This window comes from Micromonospora sp. NRRL B-16802 (assembly GCF_001279555.1).
GTDB classification, from domain to species: Bacteria; Actinomycetota; Actinomycetes; order Mycobacteriales; family Micromonosporaceae; genus Micromonospora; species Micromonospora profundi.
The window spans coordinates 1-22238 of sequence record NZ_LGEB01000048.1; the positions used below are offsets into that span (position 1 = coordinate 1).

Genomic DNA, 22238 nt, shown 5'->3' on the forward strand with positions numbered 1-22238 from the left:
CTCCGACGACGCCCCCTCCGACGACACCGCCTCCCACCACGCCCCCTCCGACCACGCCCCCTCCGACGACGCCGCCTCCCACCACACCGCCTCCGGGTGGCGGGTGCGCGGCGACGTACCGGGTGACGGGCTCCTGGTCTGGCGGTTTCCAGGCCGAACTGGTGGTCAGCAATCCCGGCAGCGCGCCCATCGCCGGCTGGACGTTGGGCTGGACCTTCCCGAACGGCCAGCGGATCGGCCAACTCTGGGGCGGCACGCACACCCAGAGCGGTGCGGTCGTCTCGGTTCAGGACAGCGGCTGGAACGGCGCGCTCGGCGCTGGCGCCAGCACCACTGTCGGCTTCCTCGGCACGTGGACCGGCAGCAACGCACCTCCGGCCACCGTCACCTGCACGAGTCGCTGACCTCGGGTGGTCCGGGGGGCAACCCCCGGACCACCTCCGGAACACCGGTCCGCCGGGCTGTCTGAGGGGTCCGGCACCTCGGCGGACCGGCCTGACACCCGCTCAGGTCGAGCACCGAGCCAGCCCGTACACACACAAGAGCGAGCCCCGCCGACCGGTTGGTCGAGCGGGGCTTGTCGTGCGGTTGGGCTGTCAGTCGTCCAGGCCGACGGGGGAGTTGGGGCGGTCCACGTCGACGAACTCGACGTCGTTCACCGCGCGGTCGTCCCGGCTGCCGGCGGCACGGGCGGCGGAGCCGACGGCCCAGCCGACCGCCGCGCCGACAAGCGCGGCACCGATCAGCAGCGTCCACGGCAGCGCCGGCTGGCGACCGGCGAGCGCGTCGAAGGCACGCGAGGCGCGCCGCCGCGCCTCCTCGGCTGCCGAGCCCACCAGGTCACCCGCGCCGTCGGCGAGGCCACCGCTGTTGCGGCGGGCCGAGCGGGCGGTGTCCCGGACGCTGTCCCCGGCGGAGCTGACGGTGGAGACCAGGTGCTCCCACGCCTGGTCCGCGATCCGCTCCGGCTTGCTGCGGCGGTCCAGCAGGTTGGTTCCGAACATCGTGGTTACCTCCTCGGGTGCCGAAGCCACCTACCTCGGACTTCGGCGGCTGTCCAGCGCGTCACGGCTCGCTCACCTCGCAGTGCCCCGCGCCGACCGCGCGCAAACCCGGCCGGCACGGGCTCCCGACCGGTTCAGCGCACCGTCACCACGGCAGCGCCCCGCGCGAAGTCGTCGTCATCGTCGTCATCGTCACCCCCGCCACCGCCGAAACCGCAGGCCAACACGAGGGCAAGCAGCAGGCCGACGCCAGCTATCCCGGCCAGTTTCTTGATCATCGAAGATCCTCTCCGTCACGGTGGGCGTCCCGGGCTGATGCTAGGAGGAAGCGGCAACCTCGGACGGGTGATTCGAGCCGGCATCGGGTTGCCGGATGGAATCACGCCCATCGAGCTCTGCATCCCGGGAGGCGCGACACGCCGGGCTCAGTCGGGCCGAGACGCGGGGCGGGCCGATTGTGGGGCGTGTCGGGTCCGGGCCGCTACCCTTGTCGGCGGCGCGTCGGTTCCGACCGATTGCCGACTGAGCAGATAACGAAAAGTATTGAGTGATCAGATACCGAAATGAAGGGATATGGGCCACTTTGGGTGGCCGGATCCGTGAATTGCTCATCCTGAGGGGTGGCGACCGAGGCCGTCGGAGGAATACTCTCGGTCGCGGCCCGCGTACTGATGAGGCGCCCGGGGGACGGGCGGGTGGAGGTGCTCGCGTGAGCCTGTCGATCGTGCAGTCAGTTCTGTCCGGTGGTGTTGTGGAGATCTCCCCGCGTGGCGAGATCGACGTCGACACCGCGTACGAGGTGCGGGAAGCGATCGCGGAGGTGCTGGCCAAGGGCCGCCCGCTGCGCATCGAGCTCAACATGAGGCTTGTCACCTTCATCGACTCCGTCGGCATCAGCGCCATGGTCGCCGGCTTTCAGACCGCCGAGGTCAGCGGCGTCAAGCTCGTCGTCACCGAGCCCAGCCGGTTCGTGCACCGGCAGCTCTGGGTGACGGGCCTGCTCGGCCTCTTCGGTGCTCCCGAGCCCTACTTCGCCGGCGCTGCCACCCCCGAGGTGCTCCCCGGCGCCTGAGACGTCGACACCTTGCTCGGCCCGTCAGGGCTCCTGGTCGAGACCGCTCAGGTCCACGTCGGCCACCTCGGTGACCGCCCGGATGGCCGTCACCGACGCGTACCCGCCGGCCAGCAACGCGACGTCCGTGCCGGGCTGCGCGGCCTGGCCCGGCTCCTCCAACGAGGTACGCACGAAGCCGTGCCCCGACTCGGCAACAGTCATCTGCACCTGGCCGAAGCTGGCCAGCGAACCACGGCGCACCCCGCGCAGCCGCCCGTGCGGCAGGTCGGGGGCGTTGACGTTGAGCACGCTCTCCGGTGGGCCTGCCGTGAGCCGGGGCAGCAGGTCCAGGGCTACCCGGGCGGCGGTGGCCCAGTGCCGCTCGACGTCGCGTACCCGAGCCGCGGCGTCCACCGCCGCGCCACCACTGGCGGCCGTGGCCTCACCGGCGGACAGCACGTCCAGCGACACCGCCATCGCCCGACAGCCGTTCGTGGCGGCGGTGAACGCGGCACCGACAGTGCCCGAGTGCAGCACGGCGCGGCCGGCGTTCGCGCCCCTGTTGATGCCGGACAGCACCACCGACGGCGGCGGCCCGAACGCGCCGTGCAGCGCGATGAGCGTGATGAAGCCGGGCGAGCCACCCACCCCGTACGCGGGCACACCCGGCAGGTCCGCCAACGGATGATCGTGCACCACGACCCGGCCGTCCCGTTCCACAGCGCTCATCGCGGCGCTGGTGCCGCTTGCCTCTTCCAGCGGTGCCGCGACCACGACGTCCAGTCCCCGCTGCGCCGCCGCCCACGCCAGCGCCTGGATGCCCGGCGCGGCGATCCCGTCGTCGTTGGTGACCAACACCCGCAGGCTCATCTGTCGACCACCCGGTCGGCCAGCTCGTCGGGGGTGGTCCGCTCCTGCGGCCGGCTGTCCGCCGGTGCCAGCTGGACGCGCTCCACCAGCCCGGTGATGGAGTCCAACCGGCCGGTGCCCAGGCCGTGCCGGGTGACGTTCAGTGCCCCGGCGGCGGCGCCGGTACGGATGGCGGTGCGGATGTCCCCACCGCGGGCGATCACGGCGGCCACCCCGGCGGTCATCGAGTCGCCAGCGCCACGCGGGTCGGCGGCCTCCAGCCGAGGCATCTGCACCTCGAAGAGTTCCCCGTCGATGAGCGTCAACGCCGGCTGGTCGGCCCGGCTCACCACCACCGTCTCCGCGCCGGCCGCGTGCAGTTCGTACATCGCCCGGGTCAGCTCCGCTGTCTCGTCGTTGCGGGCGCGCCCGTCGCGGATCAGCTCCTCGTGGCTAACCTTGAGGAAGAACACCCCGCTCTCCAGCGCCGCACCGAGGTGGTCCCCGGAGAGGTCGACCACCACCCGGCTGCCGTTGGCGCCGAGGTCGGCGGCGAAGCGCCGGTACACGTCGGCCGGGACGAGCCACGGCTCGTTCGGCCCGCTCAGGATGCTCACCTCGGCGCGGAGGCCCTCGCCGAGCGCCAGGTTGTAGAGCTCGTCGAGTTCGTGCCGGCTCAGCGGATGCCCCGGCACGTCGACGATCTCCTGCCGGGAGCCGTCCCGACGGTCGTGCACGTAGCCGCCGCTGCCGGAGTCCCGGACCACCACCTTGAGGTCGACGCCCTCGCTGACCAGCAGTGGTTCCAGCACCTGGCCGATCTCGCCGCCGAGCGCGGCGCACAGCACCACCTCGACACCGAGCGACAGGACCATGCGGGCCTGCCAGACGCCCTGACCGCCGGGGTGCAGATGCAGCTCGGGGTGGTCGTTCGGCTGATCCACAGTTACCGTCAGCTGCGGCGTGGGCGCGAAGACCATCACGTGCCCGCTCACCGGTCATCCCCGTTCATGCGTCCACCCTTCGTCACGACCGGTGATACCCCAACAGCCGACGGTAGTGATAACGCGCCGCCAATGCCCGGGCAACGGCCGGTGTCCGTCCGGGCGTTGCCAGCCCCACCTGTGTACGGGACGATCGTGCGACCCATCGACGGCGGGAGACGGCGTGCTCAGCAGCGACACGTTCAGCTACACCGTGCAGGCCCGCTGTTCGCTCGCCGACGCGGCGGCCCTGCTTGGCGACCTGAGCCGCCAGGGCGAGCTGCATCCACTCATCGTCCGGGTGCGGCGAGTTCCGCCCCGGGACGGAGCCGTGGCCAGCTACACCATCAACGACCGGCTGGTCGCCGGCCCGGTGCGCTTCCGAACCACCTATCACGCGGACGTGCTGACCCTCGACGACGACGAGATCGTCACCGTCGCACGCCAGTGGCCGGCCACCACCGTGCGTAACCACACACGTCTACGCGCCGAGCCCGACGGCCTGGTCCGGATCGACGTCGAGATCACCCTGCGGGCACCGAAACCCCTTTTCCGGTACGCCTTCAGCCAGGCCCGCGTCGCCCACCTGGCCCTGGCGGCCCGGCTGGGAGCGGCCCTCGACCGCAGCGACAACCCCCCACCGTCGACCTGACCCAGCCCGCCCCGCTGGCCCTCCGCGCTGCGCGGCGCGAACAGGACGGGCTGCGCCCGCTGACGCACACCGGCCGACGCCCCCCGTGGGGGAGGCGCCGGCCGGGTCGGGGTCGATCAGTACACGGACAGGTGTACGTGGTTCGTGTGGTCGCTGGACGGGTCGCCGTTCGCCCCGCTGTACGACTTCCACCCGCTGCTGGGCAGCCAGATCTGCCTGTACCAGATCACGTACAGCACGGCGAGCCGGTCGGCGTTGCGGATGAAGTACGCGGCGAGGTTGTTGCCGTACGTCTTGTCGCCGCCGGTGGCGTCCCCACCGAAGCCGTTCTTCTGCGCGGCGAAGTCGCAGGCGCGACCCTTCGGGTGCTCGCCGGAGCCGCCGGAGCGGTGGCAGGAGACGTACCTGGTGAAGCCTGCGGCCTTGGCCTGGTTGAGGGCGTGCAGGGTGCGTGGGGTGATGCAGCCGTTGGCCGGGGTGGGGTCGTTGACGCTGCACGACTCGGACGGCCAGGAGCCGTCGGAGTTGCGCGGCGCGGGCTTGGCGTTGGCGGTGGAGGTGCCCCGGTTGGAGCCGGAGTCGGAGGCGGTGGACTGCTGCCTGGTGTTGGCAACGGTCAGGGCGCGTTCGGCCTGCTCCTTGCGCTTGGCCATCACCTCGACCTGCTTGCGCTGCTCGCGGATCTCGCCGTCGAGGGCGACGCGGGTGCGGTTGGCCTCGTCCTTCGTGGCGATCAGGTCGCGCAGCACCCGGTCCTCGTTGGCGGCGACCACGTCCAGCGCGGCGGCGCGGTCCATGAAGCCTTCGGGGGTGTTGGTGTTGAGCAGCGCCGAGACGGTGCTGAGCCGGCCGGTGCGGTACGCGACGCCGGCGATCTCTCCGACCTTGCCGCTGCGCTCGTTCATCTCGGCTTCGGTGGTCTTGAGCTTGGCGGCGAGTTGCTGCTGCCGCTGGACCGAGGTGTCCAGGGCGCGCTTCGCGTCCAGGTAGCCCTTGCTGGCCGCGTCCAGTGCGGCGCGCAGGGCCGGGGTGCCGCCCTCTTCGTCGTTGTCGGGTGCCGCGGCCCGCTGGGTGGCCGGGGGAGCGGCCGAGGCGGCGCCGGCGGGGATGGCGACGCCGAGGGTGAACATCATGACGATCAGCGCCGCCAATCGGGCGGCGGGGGGTCGTGCTCGTGCCACTGCGCATGTCCTTCCGTCAGCCGCCGACCGGGTTAGCTGACGGGTTCGGGACGGAAGATCCCTACCGCTGACGCGGATGCACCCCAGGAACATGGTTCCCCGGTTCGCCCTCTCGGGTGATTAGGCGGCGGCCGCCACCGGCACCGGGAGGGCGCCGCCGGGTGGTGGCCGGGAGCCAGCCTACCGGTGCTCATGGGGCTGGTGCAGCCATTGTGACTGACGGTGTGCACGGCGCTACCCAAAAAGCCGACAAAAGGGATTAAGGGCGGAATCTCGCCCTACCAGGTGACGGCACCGCAGGCCCCCGGGGCCGCGCCGGGCTCGATCTGGAGCGTGGCGTGTTCGATCCGGAACTCCTCCTGCAGGGCGGTGCGTGCCGCGGTGAGCACGGTGCCGACCTCCGCGTCGGGTGCCATTGTCAGGTGTGCGGAGGCCACGTCCATGCCCGAGGTGAGCGTCCAGACGTGCAGGTCGTGCACCTCGACCACGCCGGGTACGGCGGCGAGCCGGTCGTGCACGGCGGTGACCTGGAGGTGTTCCGGGGCGGCCTGCACGAGGATGCGGACCGCGGCGCGGCCGAGCCGCCAGGTGCGCGGCAGGATGAACACGCCGATGGCGACCGCGACCAGCGGGTCGGCCCACCACCAGTCGGTGACCGCGATGAGCAGCGCCGCGCCGATCACGCCGAGCGAGCCGAGCAGGTCGCCGAGCACCTCCAGGTAGGCGCCCTGGAGGTTGATGCTGTCCCGGGCGCCGGCGCGGAGCAGGGCGAACGCGACCACATTGGCGAGCAGGCCGAGCACGGCGACCACGAGCATCGGGCCGACCACCACCTCGTGCGGGTCGCCGAACCGGCCGATCGCCTCGATCAACACGTAGATCGCCACGCCGGAGAGTAGGACGGCGTTGGCAAGGGCGGCCAGCACCTCGAGGCGGTAGAGCCCGAAGGTGCGCTGTGGGTCGCGGGCGGCCCGTTGGGTTGCGGTGATCGCGGCCAGGGCCATCCCGATGCCGAGCACGTCGGTGAACATGTGCCCGGCGTCGGAGAGCAGTGCCAGTGAGCCGGTGTGCAGTGCGGCCACCGCCTCGACCACCATCAGGGTGGCGAGCAGGCCGAACGCTACCCAGAGTCGGCCCCGGTGCTGTTGTGCGGCGTTGCTGACCGAAGCGTGGTGGTGGTCATGACCTGAGCCCACGAAACCCACCTTCCTGTGCCAGCCGGGACCGGGTCAAATGTATGTTCACATCGCTATGTATGCAACTGTAGGGCAACGATGTACCCCCGGCCCCGCCAACACGGATTCAGCCGATCGGGTCGATGGTGGTGAGTCGCTGGGTGGCCCGGGACAGCGCGACATAGAGCGTGCGGACACCCGCACCCGGATCCGCCCGGATCTCACTCGGCGCGACGAGCACCACCCCGTCGTACTCCATGCCCTTGGCCTCCAGGCTCGTCACCACCTGCAACCGCGACCCGCCGAGCGCGCCGAGCCAGCCGGCGACCTCGTCGCGGCGGGGGACCGGCGTGATCACACCGACCGTGCCGTCCACCTCGGCCAGCAGGCCGGTGGCCGCCTCCACCGTCGCGGTCTCCAGCCCTGCGGCCGGTACGACCTGCTCGACCGGATCGACCCCGGTGGAGCGGACGGCCCTGGGCAGCGGCAGGTCCGGATAGAGCCTGCGGATCTCGGCCGCCGCCACCGCGAAGATCTCCGCCGAGTTGCGGTAGTTGGTGGTGAGCGTGAAGTCCAGCCGCTTGCGCCGACCCAGCGCCTGGTCACGGGCCCGCGTCAGCTCCTCCGGGTCACCGGTCCAGGCGGTCTGCGCCGGATCGCCCACGATGGTCCACGAGGCCAGCCGGCCGCGCCTGCCGATCATCCGCCACTGCATCGGCGAGACGTCCTGCGCCTCGTCCACCACGATGTGCGCGTAGTCCCGGTAGTCCGCCGGGCGCTCCCGCGCCGCCGCGCGGGCCGCCCGCTGGCGGTCGCCAAGGGTGCTCAGTTCCCGGACGCCGCCGGCGAGCTGGAACGGGTCACGCCGGGCGCGGGCCGGCTGCACGGGCTTGCCCAGCAGCGCGTCCAACTCGTCGAGCAGCGCCACGTCCGCGATGGTCAGGCCGTCGGTGTCCAGACTCCGGTACGCCGCACCGAGCAACCGGATCTCCGCGCCGGAGAGGATGCCCCCGGCGTACCTGCGCAGCCGGTCGGGACGGGCCAGCCAACCGAGCACGTGCCGAGGATGCAGCCGCGGCCACCACGCCTTGAGGAACTCGCGGAACTCCGGCCGCTCGGCGATCTCGTCCTCGAAGGCACGCTGCTCCGGCAGCCGGCCGATGCCCAGGCGGCGGGCCTGCGCCCAGAGCGCGGCGAACACCCCGTCGAAGCCGGCCCGGCGGACCTCGTTGCGGCGGGCGCCCCGGTTCAGCACGCGGTCCCGGATCGCGTCCAGCTCGGCGCGGTCCAGCCGCAGCAGCGTGCCCCGGTAGAGCAGTCGCAGCTCACCCGGCCCGCCCGGCACCGCGTCCCGGACGGCCCGCTCCAGCACCCGGCGCATCCGCAGCGAACCCTTCACGGCCGCCACGTCCGGCGGATCGGTGCGGGTGGCGGTCATCCCCGGAAAGAGGGTGCCCAGCGAGTGCAGGGTCGCCGTGTCCTCGCCGAGCGACGGCAGCACCGAGGCGATGTACTCGACGAAGACGGTGGACGGGCCGACCACCAGGATGCCGCCACCGGCGTACCGGCTGCGGTCGGAATACAGCAGGTAGGCGGCCCGGTGCAGGGCGACAGCGGTCTTGCCGGTGCCCGGACCACCGGCGACGATCGTCACCCCGGAACCGGGCGAGCGGATCGCCTCGTCCTGCTCCCGCTGGATCGTCGCCACGATGTCCCGCATGCCCCGCCCGGTGGCCTGGGACAGGGTGGCCAGCAGCGCGCCGTCGCCGACGACAGTCATCCCCTCCGGCGTGGCGGTGGGGTCCAGCAGGTCGTCCTCGATGCGGGTGACCCGCTCCCGCCGGGACTGGATGGTCCGTCGACGCACCACGCCCAGCGGCTGCGCCGGGGTGGCCTGGTAGAACGCGGCGGCGGCCGGCGCCCGCCAGTCGACGACAAGTGTCGTGGCGTCCTCGTCGCGGATGCCGAGCCGCCCGACGTGCAGCACCTGACGGTCCCGCAGGTCCAGCCGGCCGAAGACCAGCCCCTCGTGCTCGGCGTCGAGGGTGTGCCGCCGCTGCGCGGCGTGGAAGACCATCGCGTCGCGCTCGACGAGCGCGCCGAACGTGCCCACCCGCGCCATCCGGTAGCCGTCGCGCTCGGCGCGGACCGCCGACTGGCGCAGCTCGGCCAGTCGGGTGTACACCCGGTCGAGATGCCGCTGCTCGACGGCGATCTCCTGCTCCAGGGCGGTCTGGTCGGTCAACGCACGCTCCTTCGATGTCGCCGGCAAGCGGCGCGAACCGCGCGGGCCAACCGCAGAAGGGTACGGCTTCCGCCCGGATCCGCCGCGCCCGAGGTGCGCGAACGTGCTCAGGCACCCGTTCCGACGACGCTCGCGTCGCCCGGGCGCGGCGGCGCGGCGCTCACGGCGTCGGCCGGCAGCGCGGCGAGCACCCGACGCAGGACGCCGCTCAGAGCGGCGTTGACCTCGTCGGGACGTTCCATCATCAACATGTGCCCGGCACCTGAGCAGATGGTCAGCTCGGTGGCCGGCAGCGCTGCGGCGATCGACTCGGCGCAGGGCGGCGGCGTGAGCCGGTCCCGATCGCCGACCAGGGCGGCGGCCGGCAGGTGGGCGAGCGCGCTGAGGGTGTCCAACCGGTGCTGGGCGCCGATCGAGGCGCGGAACCCGCCGATCGAGCGTAGTGAGGCGCGGGCCACCGCCGAGGTCACCAGCCGGATGTCGGCCGGATCGCAGCGGTCGCCGAAGAGCATCCAGCGGATGCTCGGTTGCAGCGCGCGCAGCAGCGGGCGGGGCGGCCGCCACGAGCCGCACCGGGCCAGCACACCGGCCCCGGTGGTCTCGGCGAGCCGGATCAGCCGGGTGATCCGCGGCGAGAGCCCGTAGGCGGTGTGCGTGTGCCCCTCGGCGGTGGTCGAGACGAAGACCAGGCCGGCCGTGCGGGCGGTGAAGTGCGCGGGGTGGCGGTGCGCGTACTCCATGATCGTCATGCCGCCCAGGGAGTGCCCGACCAGTACCACCCGGCCGGCCGGCGCGACCGCGTCGATGACCGCCGCGAGGTCGTCGCCGAGCTGGGCCAGGGTGGCTGTGGGCAACGCCATGCAGCTGGACCGGCCGTGGCCCCGCGCGTCGAAGGTGACCACCCGCACGGCGCCCTCCGACAGCCCGGTGAGCGCGTCGAGCTGCCGGTGCCAGGCACGTCCGTCCAGCGTCCAGCCGTGCAGCAGGACGGCGGTGACAGGGGCGTCCGCCGGCCCCGTGGTCTCGACGTGCAGCCGCACGCCGTCGGGCAGACCGACCTCGAACCGCTCGGGCATCGCCACCTCCCAGGGTCGCCCAGGCACCACCGGCACCGAGATACCCGGTGGTAACACCGGCTACCCGCCAGCACACCACGCCAATCGCGTCGAGGGAACATTCCCGAGCGCCCACCTGCCCACCGCCGACGGGGTCAAGCTGGACGGCATGGGGTCGACGCAGGCGACGCCCGGCCCGTCAGCCGGCGGACCGGCAGCTCAGGGGCGACAGGCAGGGGGTACGCCGAGGGTCGCGCTCGCGGAACTGCTTGCCGGCAACCGGCGCTTCGTCAGCGGTCAGCCCATGCACGGACACGACGTGACGGCCGCCGCCGCGGCCTCCGGCGACCAGCAGCCGTACGCGGTGGTGCTCGGCTGCATCGACTCGCGGGTTCCGCTGGAGGCGATCTTCGACCAGACCTTCGGCGCGATGTGCGTGATCCGCACCGGCGGGCATGTACTCGACCGCGCGGTACGCGGCTCCATCGAGTTCGCCGTGGGCCAGCTCGGCGTACCGCTGGTCATGGTGCTGGGCCACGAGCGGTGCGGGGCGGTGGGGGCAGCGGTGGAGGCGCTGCGCAGCGGTCAGCGGCCGGAGGGATCGCTTGCCCACCTGGTCGACGAGATCGCCCCTGCGGTCGTCGAGGCAGGGCTCGACGATCCGGCGGTGCAGCCGCTGGCGATCCGCCGGCACGTGGGGCGTACGGTGCGCGCGCTGCGCCACGACGACCTGCTGGCCGGGCCGGTCGCCGCTGGCCGGGTGGCAGTGGTCGGCGGCCTCTACGACCTGGCCACCGGTGAGGTCGCACTGCTCGACCCGCCCTGACGCCCGGGGCCCGAGCGCCCGGACCCTGCCGGACGCGGACGCGAAACCGCCCGCCGGGAAGTCCCGACGGGCGGTTTGCTGATGATGCGGTGGGGGAGGGCTCAGCCCTCGAAGACACCGGCCGCGACCAGGCGCTTCTCGGTGGCCTCCCAGCCGTCACCCGGGTGGGTGGCAGCCAGGTTGTTGATCTCCGCCCGGATCTTGGCGGCGTGGCCGGCGGCGGCCAGCACCCGGATCTCCTCGACGAAGGCGTCGGAGTCGGTGCGCAGGTGCGCGGTCTTGCCGTTGGTCAGGTTGCGCACGTAGGCGTGCTTGCCGCCGTTGAGCGGGATGAGGTACTTGAACTCGCCCAGCACGCTGAGGGCGCCACCCTGGCCAGCCTGGCCGGCCCGGACGGACGCGCGCGCGGTCTTAGAGGTGTTGCTCGCCACGGAGGTACTCCTTGCAAGACGTACGGGAGGACTGGACGTCCGGGGGCTGTATGCGGACGACACGTGAGTCGGCCCGCGAGGTGTAACGCGGCATAAGCCGCCGATGGAACTGTACAGGACCACGACATCAAGCTGCTCGTCGCGGTGTCCCCTGAGCCAACCGAGACCACCCGTCCGGCTATTCCGGCCAGCGAATTTTCCGATTCCCTGGCGCACCATCCGTCACAGGAGTCATCATGTGTTGCAGCAACCACCTGGGTGGCCGAGGTCGTAGGGGAAGACGCACCTCGCTCTCCGGGAGGTCACCGTGCCAACGCGTGGCGTCGTATACGTCCACTCGACCCCGCTCGCCGTGTGCTCGCACGTCGAGTGGGCGATCGCGCGCGTCCTAGCCGCGCCGGTCAACCTGCAGTGGACGGCTCAGCCCGTCGACCCCGGCGCACGCCGGGCCGAGTGCGGGTGGACCGGCCGTCCGGGGACGGGCGCCGAGCTGGCTGCTGCCCTCAGGCAGTGGCCCATGATCCGTTTCGAGGTCACCGAGGAGCCGAGTTCCGGCGCCGACGGTGAGCGCTACATGTACGTGCCGGCCCGCGGCCTGTTCCGGGCCACTGTCGGCGCGGCGGGGGACATCCAGCTCGGCGAGGACCGGTTGCGGGCGCTCATGGCGTCCGCTCGGGCCCCGGAGGCGCTGTCGCACGCCCTCGACAAGGCGCTCGGCACGGCCTGGGACGATGATCTGGAGCCCTACCGGTACGCCGGTGACGGGGCTCCGGTGACGTTGCTCACCCGGGTCGGCTGACCGGGCCCGTCGCCCCGGTGCTCACCGGGGTTGGGCAGGCCGGCGCCGCGGGCATGCCGACGCCGACCGGTAAGGTCAAGTTGCCCCGATAAGGGGGGACCTGGTGGGATGGGCGGCGTGCCGATTCGCCCGCGACGCGCCGGCATCGCCGTCGCCGCCCTGACCGCCCTGCTCGTCTCCGGCTGCTCGGGTACCCCGGAACGCCCCGACCCGAGCCCCAGCCCGGCGGCGACCTCCGCCGCGCCGAGCACCGCCGCCGCGACGCCGGCCGCCGCCGACCCGGCCGCCCGCGCCGCCGCGCTTGTCGCCACGCTCTCCGACGAGGACCTGGTCGGTCAGGTGCTGATGCCGTACGCCTACGGCGACTCGGCGACGAAGGTCTCACCCGGCTCGGCGGCCGGCAACCAGGCACTTGCCGGCGTCGACACCCCCGCCCAGATGATCGCCAAGTACCGGCTCGGCGGGCTGATCCTGGTCGGCTTCAGCGCCGACGACCCGACAAAGGGCAACCAGGAGACCACGAACGTCGACAACCCCAAGCAGGTCCACGAGCTGACCGGTGGGCTGCGCGAGGCCGCCGGTCGTCTGGCCGCCGGCCCGGCGCCCTTCCTGATCGGCACCGACCAGGAGTACGGCGTCGTCACCCGCGTCACCGACGGCGTCACGCTGCTGCCCAGCGCCCTGGCGGCCGGTGCGGCGGGCGACCCCAAGCTGACCGAGAACGCCTGGCGGGCCGCCGGCACCGAACTCGCCGCGATGGGCATCAACGTCGACTTCGCCCCGGTCGCCGACGTACTGGCCACCCGCAGCAAGGTCATCGGCTCCCGCTCGTACGGCTCCGACCCGAAGATCGCCGCCGCGCAGGTCGGCGGGGCCGTCCGGGGTCTGCAGGCAAGTGGCGTCGCGGCCACCCTGAAGCACTTCCCGGGGCACGGGCACAGCGCCGACGACTCGCACCAGGACCTGCCCGTGCTCACCCAGTCCGCCGAGACGCTGCGCACCGGCGCGTGGCCGCCGTTCACCGCAGGCATCGACGCCGGGGCCATGGCCGTGATGTCGGCACACCTGGACGTGCGGGCCGTCGACCCGGGCACCCCGGCGACCTTCTCGCACAAACTGCTCACCGACGTGCTGCGCGGCCAACTCGGCTTCAAGGGCGTCGTGATCACCGACGGGATGAACATGCCGCCGGCGAAGCGCTGGGCGCCCGGCGAGGCCGCCGTCCGGGCGTTGAACGCCGGCAACGACCTGATCCTCATGACCCCGAACGTCGGACAGGCGTTCGACGGGCTGCTCGCCGCGCTGCGCGGCGGATCACTGCCCCGCACCAGGCTGGTCGAGGCGGTGACCCGGGTGCTGACCATGAAGTTCCGGCTCGCGGACGCCCCGGCCGCGCAGATGTCAACGCTCAACTCCCCGGCGCACCGGGCGGCGGCGGAGGCGCTGGCCGCCGGTGCCGTCACAGTGCTGCGTGGCGAGTGCGGCAAGGCGGTACGCGGGCCGGTCACCGTCACCTCCTCGGGCGGACGGGACGGCACCCGGGCGGCGCTGACCGCCGCGCTCACCGCTGCCGGCGTGGCAGTGAAGCCGAGTGGCGGCACTGTGGTGCACCTCGTCGGCTACGGCGACGGCGCCGACGATCTACGCGCCGACGCGGCGGTCACCGTCGCCATGGACACCCCGTACGTGCTGGCCGGGGCGGCGTCGCCCACGCTGCTGGCGACGTACTCCTCCAGTCGGGCGTCGATGACCGCGCTGGCGGCCGTGCTGGCCGGCAAGGCCCGGCCCGGCGGCCGGTCCCCGGTTGCCGTGTCGGGCCTGCCCGCCACGACCTGCGGCACCTGACCCCGGGGCCGCGACGCTGAACCGACGCCGGCCGGCGCGGCGCCCCTGACGCCGTTCGGCGGCGCGGAAATTGTGTCGCGGCAGGCCAGGTGATCTGGGACCCTCTGCCGCATGCCAGCACCAGCGGGATTCCGGTACGACCAGCGGGCCGACGGCACCGTGGTGATCACCCATCACGGGCGGGTGGCGAGCACGCTGCGCGGCGGCCGGGCAGCGGAGTTCCTCGCCGAGGTCGACGACGACCCGCAGTTGGTGATGGCCCGCTGGACGGGCAACTACCGCCGGGGCAACGAGCGCACCGCCAAGCGGCACCCCCGCAACCGGGCCTGAAACGACACCTGGCCCTGTCCCGTCGCCAGGCGACGGGACAGGGCCACTGCTCACCCGCTGCCGCGGGCGGTGGTGTCAGGGTCGCGTGAAGACCAGCGCCACGTTGTGACCGCCGAAGCCGAACGCGTTGTTCAACGCGGCCGGGATCTCCATGGGCCGCGCCTTCTGGGCTGCCACGTCCAGGGTGAGGCCGTCGTCCGGGTCCTCCAGGTTGACAGTCGGAGGGACGACACTGTCGCGGATGGCGAGGATCGTGGCGATCGACTCCAGCGCGCCGGCCGCACCGAGCAGGTGACCGGTCATCGACTTGGTCGCCGCCAGCACCGGGTGATCGCCGAGCGCCTTGTGCAGCGCGCCGATCTCCAGCATGTCGCCGACCGGGGTCGACGTGGCATGCGCGTTGACGTGCACGATGTCCTGCTTGGCGACGTCCGCGTCCGCGATCGCCTTGCCGATGGCACGGATCGCGCCCTCGCCCTCGGCGTGCGGCTGCACCATGTCGTACGCGTCGGAGGTGATACCCGCTCCGGCGAGCCGCGCGTACACCCGGGCGCCCCGGGCGGCGGCGTGGTCGGCGCGTTCGAGCACCACGACGCCCGCGCCCTCGCCGAGGACGAAGCCGTCACGGCCCTTGTCCCACGGACGGGATGCCCGCTCCGGGTCGTCGTTGCGGGTCGACATCGCCCGCATCGAGCTGAACCCGGCGATCGGCAGCGGGTGGATGACCGCCTCGGTGCCGCCGGCCACCACCACGTCGGCCCGGCCGGCGCGGATGATGTCCAGACCCAGCGCGATGGCCTCGGCGCCGGTGGCGCAGGCGCTGGCCACCGTGTGCACGCCGGCCTTGGCGCCCAGCTCCAGCCCGACCCAGGCGGCCGGACCGTTCGGCATCAGCATCGGGATGGTGTGCGGGGAGACCCGCCGCGGCCCGGACGCCTCCAGGATGTCGTCCTGGGCGAGCAGGGTGGTGGCGCCGCCGATGCCGGAGCCGATGCTGACGGCCAGCCGCTCACCGTCGAGGCCGGAGTCGGCCAGGCCGGCGTCCGCCCACGCCTGCTGCGCGGCGATGATGGCGATCGCCTCGGAGCGGTCGAGCCGGCGCAGCCGGACGCGGTCGAGGACCTCCGACGGCTCCACGGCCAGCTGCGCGGCGATCCGGACGGGCAGTTGCGCGGCCCACTCCTGGGTGAGGGCACTCACCCCGGAGCGGCCGGCGAGCATTGCGTCCCAGGTCGACGCGACGTCCCCGCCGAGCGGGGTCGTCGCGCCGAGCCCGGTGACGACGACGTCAGGACGACTCATGATCAGGACTGCGCCTCGATGTAGCTGACGGCGTCCCCGACGGTCTTGAGGTTCTGCACCTCGTTGTCCGGAATCTTGACGCCGAACTTCTCCTCGGCCGCCACCACGACCTCGACCATGGAGAGCGAGTCGACATCGAGGTCGTCGGTGAAGGACTTCCCCTCGGCCACGTCGTCCGGGTTCACCCCGGCAACCTCTTCGAGGATCTCGGCGAGGCCGGTGGTGATCTCGTCACGGGTCATTGCGGTTGGTTCCTCTCATAGGGGGATCTCCGGCGGCCGGCGTCGCCGACCGCCGCTCCTCGACGCGTACGCGCCCGAGGGGGTTCATCAGGGGCAGCGGACGACCTGACCGGCGTAGGTCAGGCCACCGCCGAAGCCGAACAGCAGCACCGGGGCGCCCGAGGGCACCTCGCGTCGCTCGACAAGCTTGGACAGAGCCAGCGGTACGCTCGCCGCCGACGTGTTGCCCGACTCCACGATGTCCTTGGCGATGATCGCATTCGGGATGTTGAGCCGCTTGGCGATGCCGTCGATGATCCGGCCGTTGGCCTGGTGCGGCACGAACGCGGCAAGCTCCGACGGGTCGACCCCGGCGCGTTCGCACGCCTGCAGGGCCAGCGGCGCGAGCGCGGTGGTGGCCCAGCGGAACACCGACTGCCCCTCCTGCTGGATGTACGGGCGCCAGCCCTCGATGCGTACCGCGTCGCTCTTCTCCGGCACCGAGCCCCAGACCACCGGGCCGATGCCGGCGGGCTCGTCGTCGGCGGTGGCGGTGACCACCGCGGCGCCGGCGCCGTCAGCGAAGATGATGCAGGTGGAGCGGTCGGTCCAGTCGGTGAAGTCGGAGAGCTTCTCCGCACCGATGACGAGGGCGTTGCGGGACGCCCCGGCCCGGACGGCGTGGTCGACGATGCCCAGCGCGTAGGCGAAGCCCGAGCAGGCGGTGTTGACGTCGAACGCGCCCGGTGCGGTGATGCCCAGCTTCGCGGCGACCCGGCAGGCCACGTTGGGGCTGCGGTCGATCGACGAGCAGGTGGCGACCACGACGAGGTCGATGTCGGCGGCGCTCAACCCGGAGTTGGCAAGCGCCTTGCCGGCTGCGGCGGCGGCCATGTCGGCCACCGTCTCGCTGTCGGCGATGCGGCGGGTGGCGATGCCGACGCGGTCCCGGATCCACTCGTCGTTGGTGTCGACGAGCTGGGCGATGTCGTCGTTCGTCACCACCCGGGAGGGCTGGTAGTGCCCCATCGAGACGATGCGACTGCCGGTCATGAGTTTCCTCCGATGGGGGCGAGCGGTTGGCCCGGTGTGCCGTGACGGGCGATGAGATCCCGCGCGGCCGGCAGGTCGTCCGGTGTGTTCAAGGTGACGATCTCGGGGGCGCCGTCGCCCTTGAGCTCGCGCTTCACAAGGCCGGCGAGGGTGCCGGCCGGGGGCAGCTCGATCACCCCGGTCACGCCGAGGTCGGCCAGGGTACGCATGCACAGGTCCCACCGGACCGGGGCGGTGACCTGGCGGACCAAGCGTCGCACCATCTCCTGGCCGTCGGTCACGGAGGTGCCATCGAGGTTCGACAGCAGGATCCGCGCCGGGTCGGCGGGGGTGATCCCGGCGGCCACCGAGGCCAGCGCGGTCTCGGCCGGAGCCATGTACGGGGTGTGGAACGCGCCCGCCACCTGAAGGCGGATGACGCGGGCCTTCGACGGCCGCTCGGCGGCGAGCTTGTCCAGGCCGTCAAGCGCGCCGGCGGCGACGATCTGCCCGGCGCCGTTGCGGTTGGCCGGATGCAGGCCGTGCCCCTCGATCGCGGCGAGCACCTCGTCCGGGTCCCCACCGAGCACGGCGGCCATCCCGGTCGGCTCCAGCGCGCACGCGGCGGCCATCTCCCGGCCCCGCACACCGGCGAGCGTGATCGCCGCCTCCGGCGACAGCACCTCGGCGAGCGCCGCAGCGCCCAGTTCGCCGACGCTGTGCCCGGCGGTGACCGACACGTCGTGCAGCGGCAGGTGCTCGGCGGCGAGCAGCGCCGCGGCGACGAGCAGCGGCTGGGTGCGGGCGGTGTCCTTGATCTCGTCGGCGTCAGCCTCGGTGCCCAGGTGCACCAGGTCGACCCCTGCCAGCTCGGACCACGACCGCAGTCGTGCCTCGGTGCCGGTCAGGTCGAGCCAGGGGGTCAGGAAGCCGGGTTTCTGAGAACCCTGGCCGGGACTAAGTACGGCGAGCACGCCTATGACTCTTCCGGATGCCGCTACGGAACGCTGTGCCGGCCCGGACCAAACCGCACTAGGACCTTTGGAGGGTTCCTACAAAGATCGGCCAGTATCGTCGCTGATTTGAGCGGATTTCCGGATGGCCGGGGTCAATGTCTGGGTCGGCACCGGCGATGTGACAGGCGCCACCGGATCCAGCCGGCCGACGGTCAACGCCACCTGGAGTGCGAACGAGTCCCGGGGCGACAGCGGCGAGAAACCTGTCACCTCCGCGATGCGGCGCAGCCGGTAGCGCACCGTGTTCGGGTGCACGAACAACGCCCGCGCGGCGCTCTCCAAGGTGCCACCGGCGGCCAGGAAGGCGTCAAGGGTCTCCAGCAGCTCCCCACCGGCGCGGACAAGCGTCGCGTACACGTCGTGCCGCAGCCGCCGGCGTGCCTCCGCGTCGCCGGCCAGGGCCCGCTCCGGCAGCAGGTCGTCGGCAGGCACCGGCCGCGGGGCCGTCGGCCACGCCGGCGCGGCCCGGAAACCGGACAGCGCGGCACGCGCCGACTCCGTGGCCTCGTCCAGACTGGGTACGGCCGGACCGACCACCACCGGGCCGTCCCCGAACGCGTCAAGCAGCTTGCCCGCCGCGCTCAGCGGATCGGCCGCGCCGCCCAGCACGATCACCAGCCGGTCGCCGTGCACCCCGCCGATCACCTCGACGTCGATCCGCCGGGCCAACCGGTAGACCACGTGCAGCACGGCGGAGACCTCCCCGCCCGGGGAACGGCCCACCGCCACCGCGACCGGCGGCGCGTCCGCCCAGCCCAACGCGGCAGCCCGGCTGGCCAGGACGTCCGGCGAATCACCGCGCAGCAGCGCGTCGACAAGCAGGGCCTGCAACCTCGCGTCCCACGCCCCGCGTGACTCGGCGGCCCGCGCGTACACCCGGGCGGCCGAGAAGGCGATCTCCCGGGAGAAGCGCAGCACCGCCTCGCGCAGCTGGTGCTCCTCACCCTCGACGGCCAGGTGCGACACCTGCTCCTCGACCACGTCGATGGTCACCTTGATCAGCGCCACGGTCTGCTGAAGGGTGATCGACCGGGCCAGCGCCAGCGGTGCCGTGGCGAAGACCTCGTCGGAGACCTCCTGCGTGCTGTCGGCCGTGCCGCCGCCGTCGCGCAGCCACTCCACCAGCGATCGCGCGCCGGCCTGAGCCACGAGCATCACCCAGGAACGCTGGTCGGCAGGCAGGGCGCGGAACCACGGCAGCGTCTCGTCCATCCGGGCCACACTTGCGGTGGCCAGCGCCCCCGCCGAACGCTCGATGCGGCGCAGCGTGGCCGACAGGTCTCCACCGCCGGGCGTACTCACCGCCCTAGCCTGACATGTCGTGAGCAGGCCATCCACGCCGGCACCTGTCAACGGGCCGCCGCGAGGCCGGTACGGCCGACACCTTTCAGCGACGTGTTGAGCGGCCGATCGGGGCTGTAGAGGAAACACCAGACGCCGGGCGTGCCCGCCAGCCACTCGGGCTCGCCCTCCGGCAGCAACGCGAACACGTCGAGCCGGCCGTCCAGGTCTCCCTCTGACACCCCGACGTACCCGGAGACGGTCGACCGGCACCCCGCGTCCAGGACTTCGTCGGTGATCTCCTCGACCTCCGGTTCGGCCCACCAGATCCCGGCGAACTCGGTGGCGTGTGGCCCGCTGCAGGAGGTGGGCGGTAGGTCGACGGTGTCGCCGGACTCGGCCGGTTCGGTGAAACAGGTGTACCGCAGCGGCGAATCGCCGGTCAGTCCGTTGCGCAGGCTGTTCGCCCGGGGGTTCGGGAACCACCGGTCCACCGCATGCATCTCCAGCAGGTCGCAGCGGTACCACCGCTCGCCCGCCTTCCAGCGCGCCGCCGACGGGGTCAGCGCCCGCATCGCCAGCCGCGACTCGCGCCACTCGCCGCCCAGGAAACGGGCAGCCTCGGCGTCGCAGGATTCGTACACCCGCCAGATCGCCTCGGTGTCGGCGGCCGGCGGCGCCTTGGCGGCGGCGTCCGCGCCGTCGAACCGGCCGACCAGGAACGTCTCCACCTCGTGCTTCGAAGAGCAGGGGATCGGTGTGTACGACTTGGGGCTGCGCTCGTCGGACGCGGTGGCGTGGCACACCCCCGCCTCGGGAGCGAAGGTAGAGAGCTTCTCCTCGGATAGAACGCTGTCGCAACCGCCTGCCCCTACGGTCAGCGCCACAAGGACCGTCGTCCCCCACCACCGTCGCACGTCGTCTCCATTTCCGGGCAGCCGCCATCGGCATCGATGGCGCGCAGCGTACGGCAGCCGGGACACCCGTCGGTGTCCCATTGGGACCACCCCGGTTCAGGGCTGAGGGGGAGTGGGCAGGCCCAACTCCTGGGCCAGGATCGCTGCCTGCACCCGGCTGCGCAGGTCCAGTTTCGCCAGGATCCGGCTCACATGCGTCTTGGCGGTGCTCTCCGCAAGCGCCAGCCGGTCGGCGATCTGCTGGTTGGACAGCCCCAGCCCGAGGCAGGCAAGCACGTCGCGCTCCCGCGGGGTCAGCGTGTCCAGCGCGGCCCGGCCGCCCGCCGATGCCGCCGGCGCGGTGGCCGCGAAGGCGGTGATCAACCGTCGGGTCACCGCAGGGGCGATGAACCCGTCGCCCCGCGCGACGGTGCGCACCGCCGCGATCAGCCCGGCGGCGTCGGTGTCCTTCAGCAGGAAACCTGCCGCACCGGCGCGCAGCGCGCCGAAGACGTACTCGTCGAGGTCGAAGGTGGTGAGCACCAGCACGTCGGCGAGCCCGTCGGCGACGATGGTCCGGGTCGCGGCGATCCCGTCGAGGCGGGGCATCCGGATGTCCAGCACCGCCACGTCGGGGTGCAGTTCGCGGCACAGGCGAACCGCCTCGTCGCCGTCGCCCGCCTCGCCCACCACCTCGATGCCCGGCGAGCCGGCCAGGATCAGGGCCAGCCCCGCGCGTACCGCCGGTTGGTCGTCGGCGAGCACCACCCGCACCGGCGGTGCCGCGTCGCCCGGGTCGCGCGCCGGCCCGGTCATCCGCCCACCCCGGTGGGCAGGGCGGCCCGGACCTGCCAGTGGCCGTCGTGCGGTCCGGCGGCGAACTGGCCGGCAAGCAGCGTGGCCCGCTCCCGCATTCCGATCAACCCGGCCCCGGCGCCCTCAAGGTCCGTCCCGCCCGGGCGCACCGGGTTCTCCACGGTCAGCACCACCTCCGCCGGTCGGTACGCGATTGTCAGCTCCGCCTCGCCCGTGCCGTGCTTGAGCGCGTTGGTGAGCGACTCCTGCACGATCCGGTACGCGGCGAGATCCACCCCGACGGGCAGCGGGCCGGGCGTGCCGTCGGTGCGCACCCGCACGGCGAGCCCGGCGGCCCGGATCCGGTCCACCAACCCGTCCGCCTCGGCCAGGCGCGCGGTGACCGCATCCGGCAGGGCCGGGTCGCCACCCGCCGAGGGCTGCCCACCGCTGGGTCCGGGCTCGCGCAGCACGTCGATCATCTGCCGCATCTCCGCCAGTCCCTGCACGCTGCTCTCCCGGATCACCCGCAACGCCGACTCGACCTGGGCGCGATCCAACCCCGGCACGGACAGCGCGGCGGTGGCGTGGATGGCCACCGCGCTGAGGTGGTTGGCGACGACGTCGTGCAACTCCCGGGCCATCCGGGCGCGCTCGGCGCTCACCGCCTGCCGACGGTCCAGCTCGACCAACCGGGCGGTCTGCTCGGCGCGCGCCCGCTCGGCGGCGGCCTGGTCGCGGTACTGCCGCACGCTGATTCCGGTCAGCACCGGCAGCAACCCGGCGAGCACCACAGGCACCCCGACGGCGACGCCGCGCCACTGCCCGAACCCGACCACACCGACCACCGCGCCGAGCAGGCTCAGCCCGACGGTCACCCGCAGCAACCACCGCCACAGGCGCGGCGGGCCGTACACGCAGGCGTCGTAGAGCACCTGGGTGTAGATCAGGATCGTCCCCAGCGAGGAGCCGAGCGCGGTGTCCACGACCAGCGCCCCGGTGCCGACGGCCAGGCTCGCGCGCGGGGCGACGCGGCGCAGGCCCACGGCCACGCAGACCGCCAGCAGCGGCGGCAGGAACAGCACCTGCGGCACGTCCGGGTGCGGACGGACCTGCGGTTGCCAACCGAGGCCGTACAGGATCAGGCCGCCGGCCAGCGACGCGCCCGCCAGCATCAGATCCCGGCCGGGGGTGCCGGAGCCGAGCCACCGTCGCATGCCCCGATCCCACCACAACCGTCGGCCATCCGGTTCCGACCGGGGGAGG

At 72.8% G+C, this 22238-nt stretch carries 24 protein-coding genes and 1 riboswitch; of the genes, 7 read left to right on the forward strand and 17 right to left on the reverse strand.

What is annotated here, in order from left to right; genetic code table 11:
- Positions 1-404 (forward strand): cellulose binding domain-containing protein (locus tag ADK66_RS07340; RefSeq protein ID WP_197281445.1); only part of this gene is annotated, 404 nt, incomplete at its 5' end.
- Positions 405-596: 192 nt separating this feature from the next.
- Here ADK66_RS07340 and ADK66_RS07345 read toward each other — a convergent pair.
- Together ADK66_RS07345 and ADK66_RS31350 are read right to left on the reverse strand one after the other, a co-directional pair.
- Entirely contained in the window at positions 597-1004 is a 408-nt protein-coding gene (locus ADK66_RS07345) for a hypothetical protein (protein WP_053653151.1), read from the reverse strand.
- A 134-nt stretch (positions 1005-1138) separates the two neighbouring features.
- A complete protein-coding gene (locus ADK66_RS31350) occupies positions 1139-1282 on the reverse strand; it encodes a hypothetical protein (RefSeq protein WP_157552313.1) in 144 nt (47 codons plus the stop codon).
- A gap of 431 nt (positions 1283-1713) precedes the next feature.
- On the opposite strand from ADK66_RS31350, the gene ADK66_RS07350 reads away from it, so the two are divergent.
- On the forward strand, positions 1714-2076 hold the full coding sequence (locus ADK66_RS07350; protein WP_053653152.1) for an STAS domain-containing protein: 363 nt from the start codon (positions 1714-1716) through the stop codon (positions 2074-2076).
- Positions 2077-2100: 24 nt separating this feature from the next.
- On the opposite strand, the gene surE is transcribed toward ADK66_RS07350, so the two are convergent.
- A complete protein-coding gene (gene surE, locus ADK66_RS07355) occupies positions 2101-2928 on the reverse strand; it encodes a 5'/3'-nucleotidase SurE (protein ID WP_053653153.1) in 828 nt (275 codons plus the stop codon).
- On the reverse strand, positions 2925-3887 hold the full coding sequence (locus ADK66_RS07360) for a 1-phosphofructokinase family hexose kinase (protein WP_053653154.1): 963 nt from the start codon (positions 3885-3887) through the stop codon (positions 2925-2927). Before ADK66_RS07360 ends, surE begins: the two co-directional genes overlap by 4 nt.
- Before the next feature lie 187 nt (positions 3888-4074).
- On the opposite strand from ADK66_RS07360, the gene ADK66_RS07365 reads away from it, so the two are divergent.
- Positions 4075-4542: an SRPBCC family protein gene (locus tag ADK66_RS07365; RefSeq protein WP_053653155.1), complete on the forward strand. Its 468-nt coding sequence runs from the start codon at positions 4075-4077 to the stop codon at positions 4540-4542.
- A 116-nt stretch (positions 4543-4658) separates the two neighbouring features.
- Here the strand turns inward: ADK66_RS07365 and ADK66_RS07370 are convergent, their stop codons facing one another.
- The 4 genes from ADK66_RS07370 to ADK66_RS07385 all read right to left on the reverse strand — a co-directional run bounded on the left by ADK66_RS07370 (position 4659) and on the right by ADK66_RS07385 (position 10219).
- The gene (locus tag ADK66_RS07370) at positions 4659-5675 is read right to left on the reverse strand and encodes a hypothetical protein (protein ID WP_053653256.1); all 1017 of its coding nucleotides are present in this window, start codon (positions 5673-5675) and stop codon (positions 4659-4661) included.
- Between the two features lie 53 nt (positions 5676-5728).
- Positions 5729-5860: riboswitch (cyclic di-AMP (ydaO/yuaA leader) on the reverse strand.
- A 141-nt stretch (positions 5861-6001) separates the two neighbouring features.
- Positions 6002-6919 carry a cation diffusion facilitator family transporter gene (locus ADK66_RS07375; protein WP_053653257.1) on the reverse strand — a complete coding sequence of 306 codons (918 nt, stop codon included), beginning with the start codon at positions 6917-6919 and terminating at the stop codon, positions 6002-6004.
- Positions 6920-7025: 106 nt separating this feature from the next.
- Entirely contained in the window at positions 7026-9143 is a 2118-nt protein-coding gene (locus tag ADK66_RS07380) for an AAA family ATPase (RefSeq protein WP_053653156.1), read from the reverse strand.
- 107 nt (positions 9144-9250) lie between these two features.
- A complete protein-coding gene (locus ADK66_RS07385) occupies positions 9251-10219 on the reverse strand; it encodes an alpha/beta fold hydrolase (RefSeq protein ID WP_053653157.1) in 969 nt (322 codons plus the stop codon).
- A gap of 148 nt (positions 10220-10367) precedes the next feature.
- Between ADK66_RS07385 and ADK66_RS07390 the strand changes: the two genes are divergently transcribed.
- Positions 10368-11024 (forward strand): carbonic anhydrase, encoded by a 657-nt coding sequence (locus ADK66_RS07390; protein WP_231639952.1) that lies wholly within the window; start codon positions 10368-10370, stop codon positions 11022-11024.
- A 101-nt stretch (positions 11025-11125) separates the two neighbouring features.
- On the opposite strand, the gene ADK66_RS07395 is transcribed toward ADK66_RS07390, so the two are convergent.
- Positions 11126-11455 carry a hypothetical protein gene (locus tag ADK66_RS07395; protein WP_030330285.1) on the reverse strand — a complete coding sequence of 110 codons (330 nt, stop codon included), beginning with the start codon at positions 11453-11455 and terminating at the stop codon, positions 11126-11128.
- A 307-nt stretch (positions 11456-11762) separates the two neighbouring features.
- Between ADK66_RS07395 and ADK66_RS07400 the strand changes: the two genes are divergently transcribed.
- From ADK66_RS07400 to ADK66_RS07410, 3 genes are all read left to right on the forward strand, one after another.
- Entirely contained in the window at positions 11763-12254 is a 492-nt protein-coding gene (locus ADK66_RS07400; RefSeq protein WP_053653158.1) for a DUF3145 domain-containing protein, read from the forward strand.
- Between the two features lie 108 nt (positions 12255-12362).
- Positions 12363-14099: a glycoside hydrolase family 3 protein gene (locus ADK66_RS07405; protein ID WP_053653159.1), complete on the forward strand. Its 1737-nt coding sequence runs from the start codon at positions 12363-12365 to the stop codon at positions 14097-14099.
- Positions 14100-14210: 111 nt separating this feature from the next.
- Entirely contained in the window at positions 14211-14429 is a 219-nt protein-coding gene (locus tag ADK66_RS07410) for a hypothetical protein (RefSeq protein WP_053653160.1), read from the forward strand.
- Between the two features lie 75 nt (positions 14430-14504).
- Here the strand turns inward: ADK66_RS07410 and fabF are convergent, their stop codons facing one another.
- The 8 genes from fabF to ADK66_RS07450 all read right to left on the reverse strand — a co-directional run bounded on the left by fabF (position 14505) and on the right by ADK66_RS07450 (position 22189).
- Complete coding sequence (gene fabF / locus ADK66_RS07415) at positions 14505-15731, reverse strand: beta-ketoacyl-ACP synthase II (protein ID WP_053653161.1); 1227 nt, start codon at positions 15729-15731, stop codon at positions 14505-14507.
- A 2-nt stretch (positions 15732-15733) separates the two neighbouring features.
- A complete protein-coding gene (locus ADK66_RS07420; protein WP_053653162.1) occupies positions 15734-15973 on the reverse strand; it encodes an acyl carrier protein in 240 nt (79 codons plus the stop codon).
- 87 nt (positions 15974-16060) lie between these two features.
- Positions 16061-17005 (reverse strand): beta-ketoacyl-ACP synthase III, encoded by a 945-nt coding sequence (locus ADK66_RS07425; RefSeq protein ID WP_053653163.1) that lies wholly within the window; start codon positions 17003-17005, stop codon positions 16061-16063.
- Positions 17002-17958, reverse strand: coding sequence for an ACP S-malonyltransferase (locus ADK66_RS07430; RefSeq protein WP_053653164.1), 957 nt, complete (start codon positions 17956-17958; stop codon positions 17002-17004). The genes ADK66_RS07425 and ADK66_RS07430 overlap by 4 nt, the downstream gene beginning before the upstream one ends.
- Before the next feature lie 78 nt (positions 17959-18036).
- The gene (locus ADK66_RS07435; protein WP_304438217.1) at positions 18037-19338 is read right to left on the reverse strand and encodes a CdaR family transcriptional regulator; all 1302 of its coding nucleotides are present in this window, start codon (positions 19336-19338) and stop codon (positions 18037-18039) included.
- A gap of 11 nt (positions 19339-19349) precedes the next feature.
- On the reverse strand, positions 19350-20198 hold the full coding sequence (locus ADK66_RS07440) for a septum formation family protein (RefSeq protein WP_197281446.1): 849 nt from the start codon (positions 20196-20198) through the stop codon (positions 19350-19352).
- Between the two features lie 96 nt (positions 20199-20294).
- Positions 20295-20993, reverse strand: coding sequence for a response regulator transcription factor (locus ADK66_RS07445; protein ID WP_053653167.1), 699 nt, complete (start codon positions 20991-20993; stop codon positions 20295-20297).
- Positions 20990-22189, reverse strand: a complete 1200-nt coding sequence (locus tag ADK66_RS07450) for a sensor histidine kinase (protein WP_053653168.1) — start codon at positions 22187-22189, stop codon at positions 20990-20992. Before ADK66_RS07450 ends, ADK66_RS07445 begins: the two co-directional genes overlap by 4 nt.
- Positions 22190-22238: the final 49 nt, after the last annotated feature.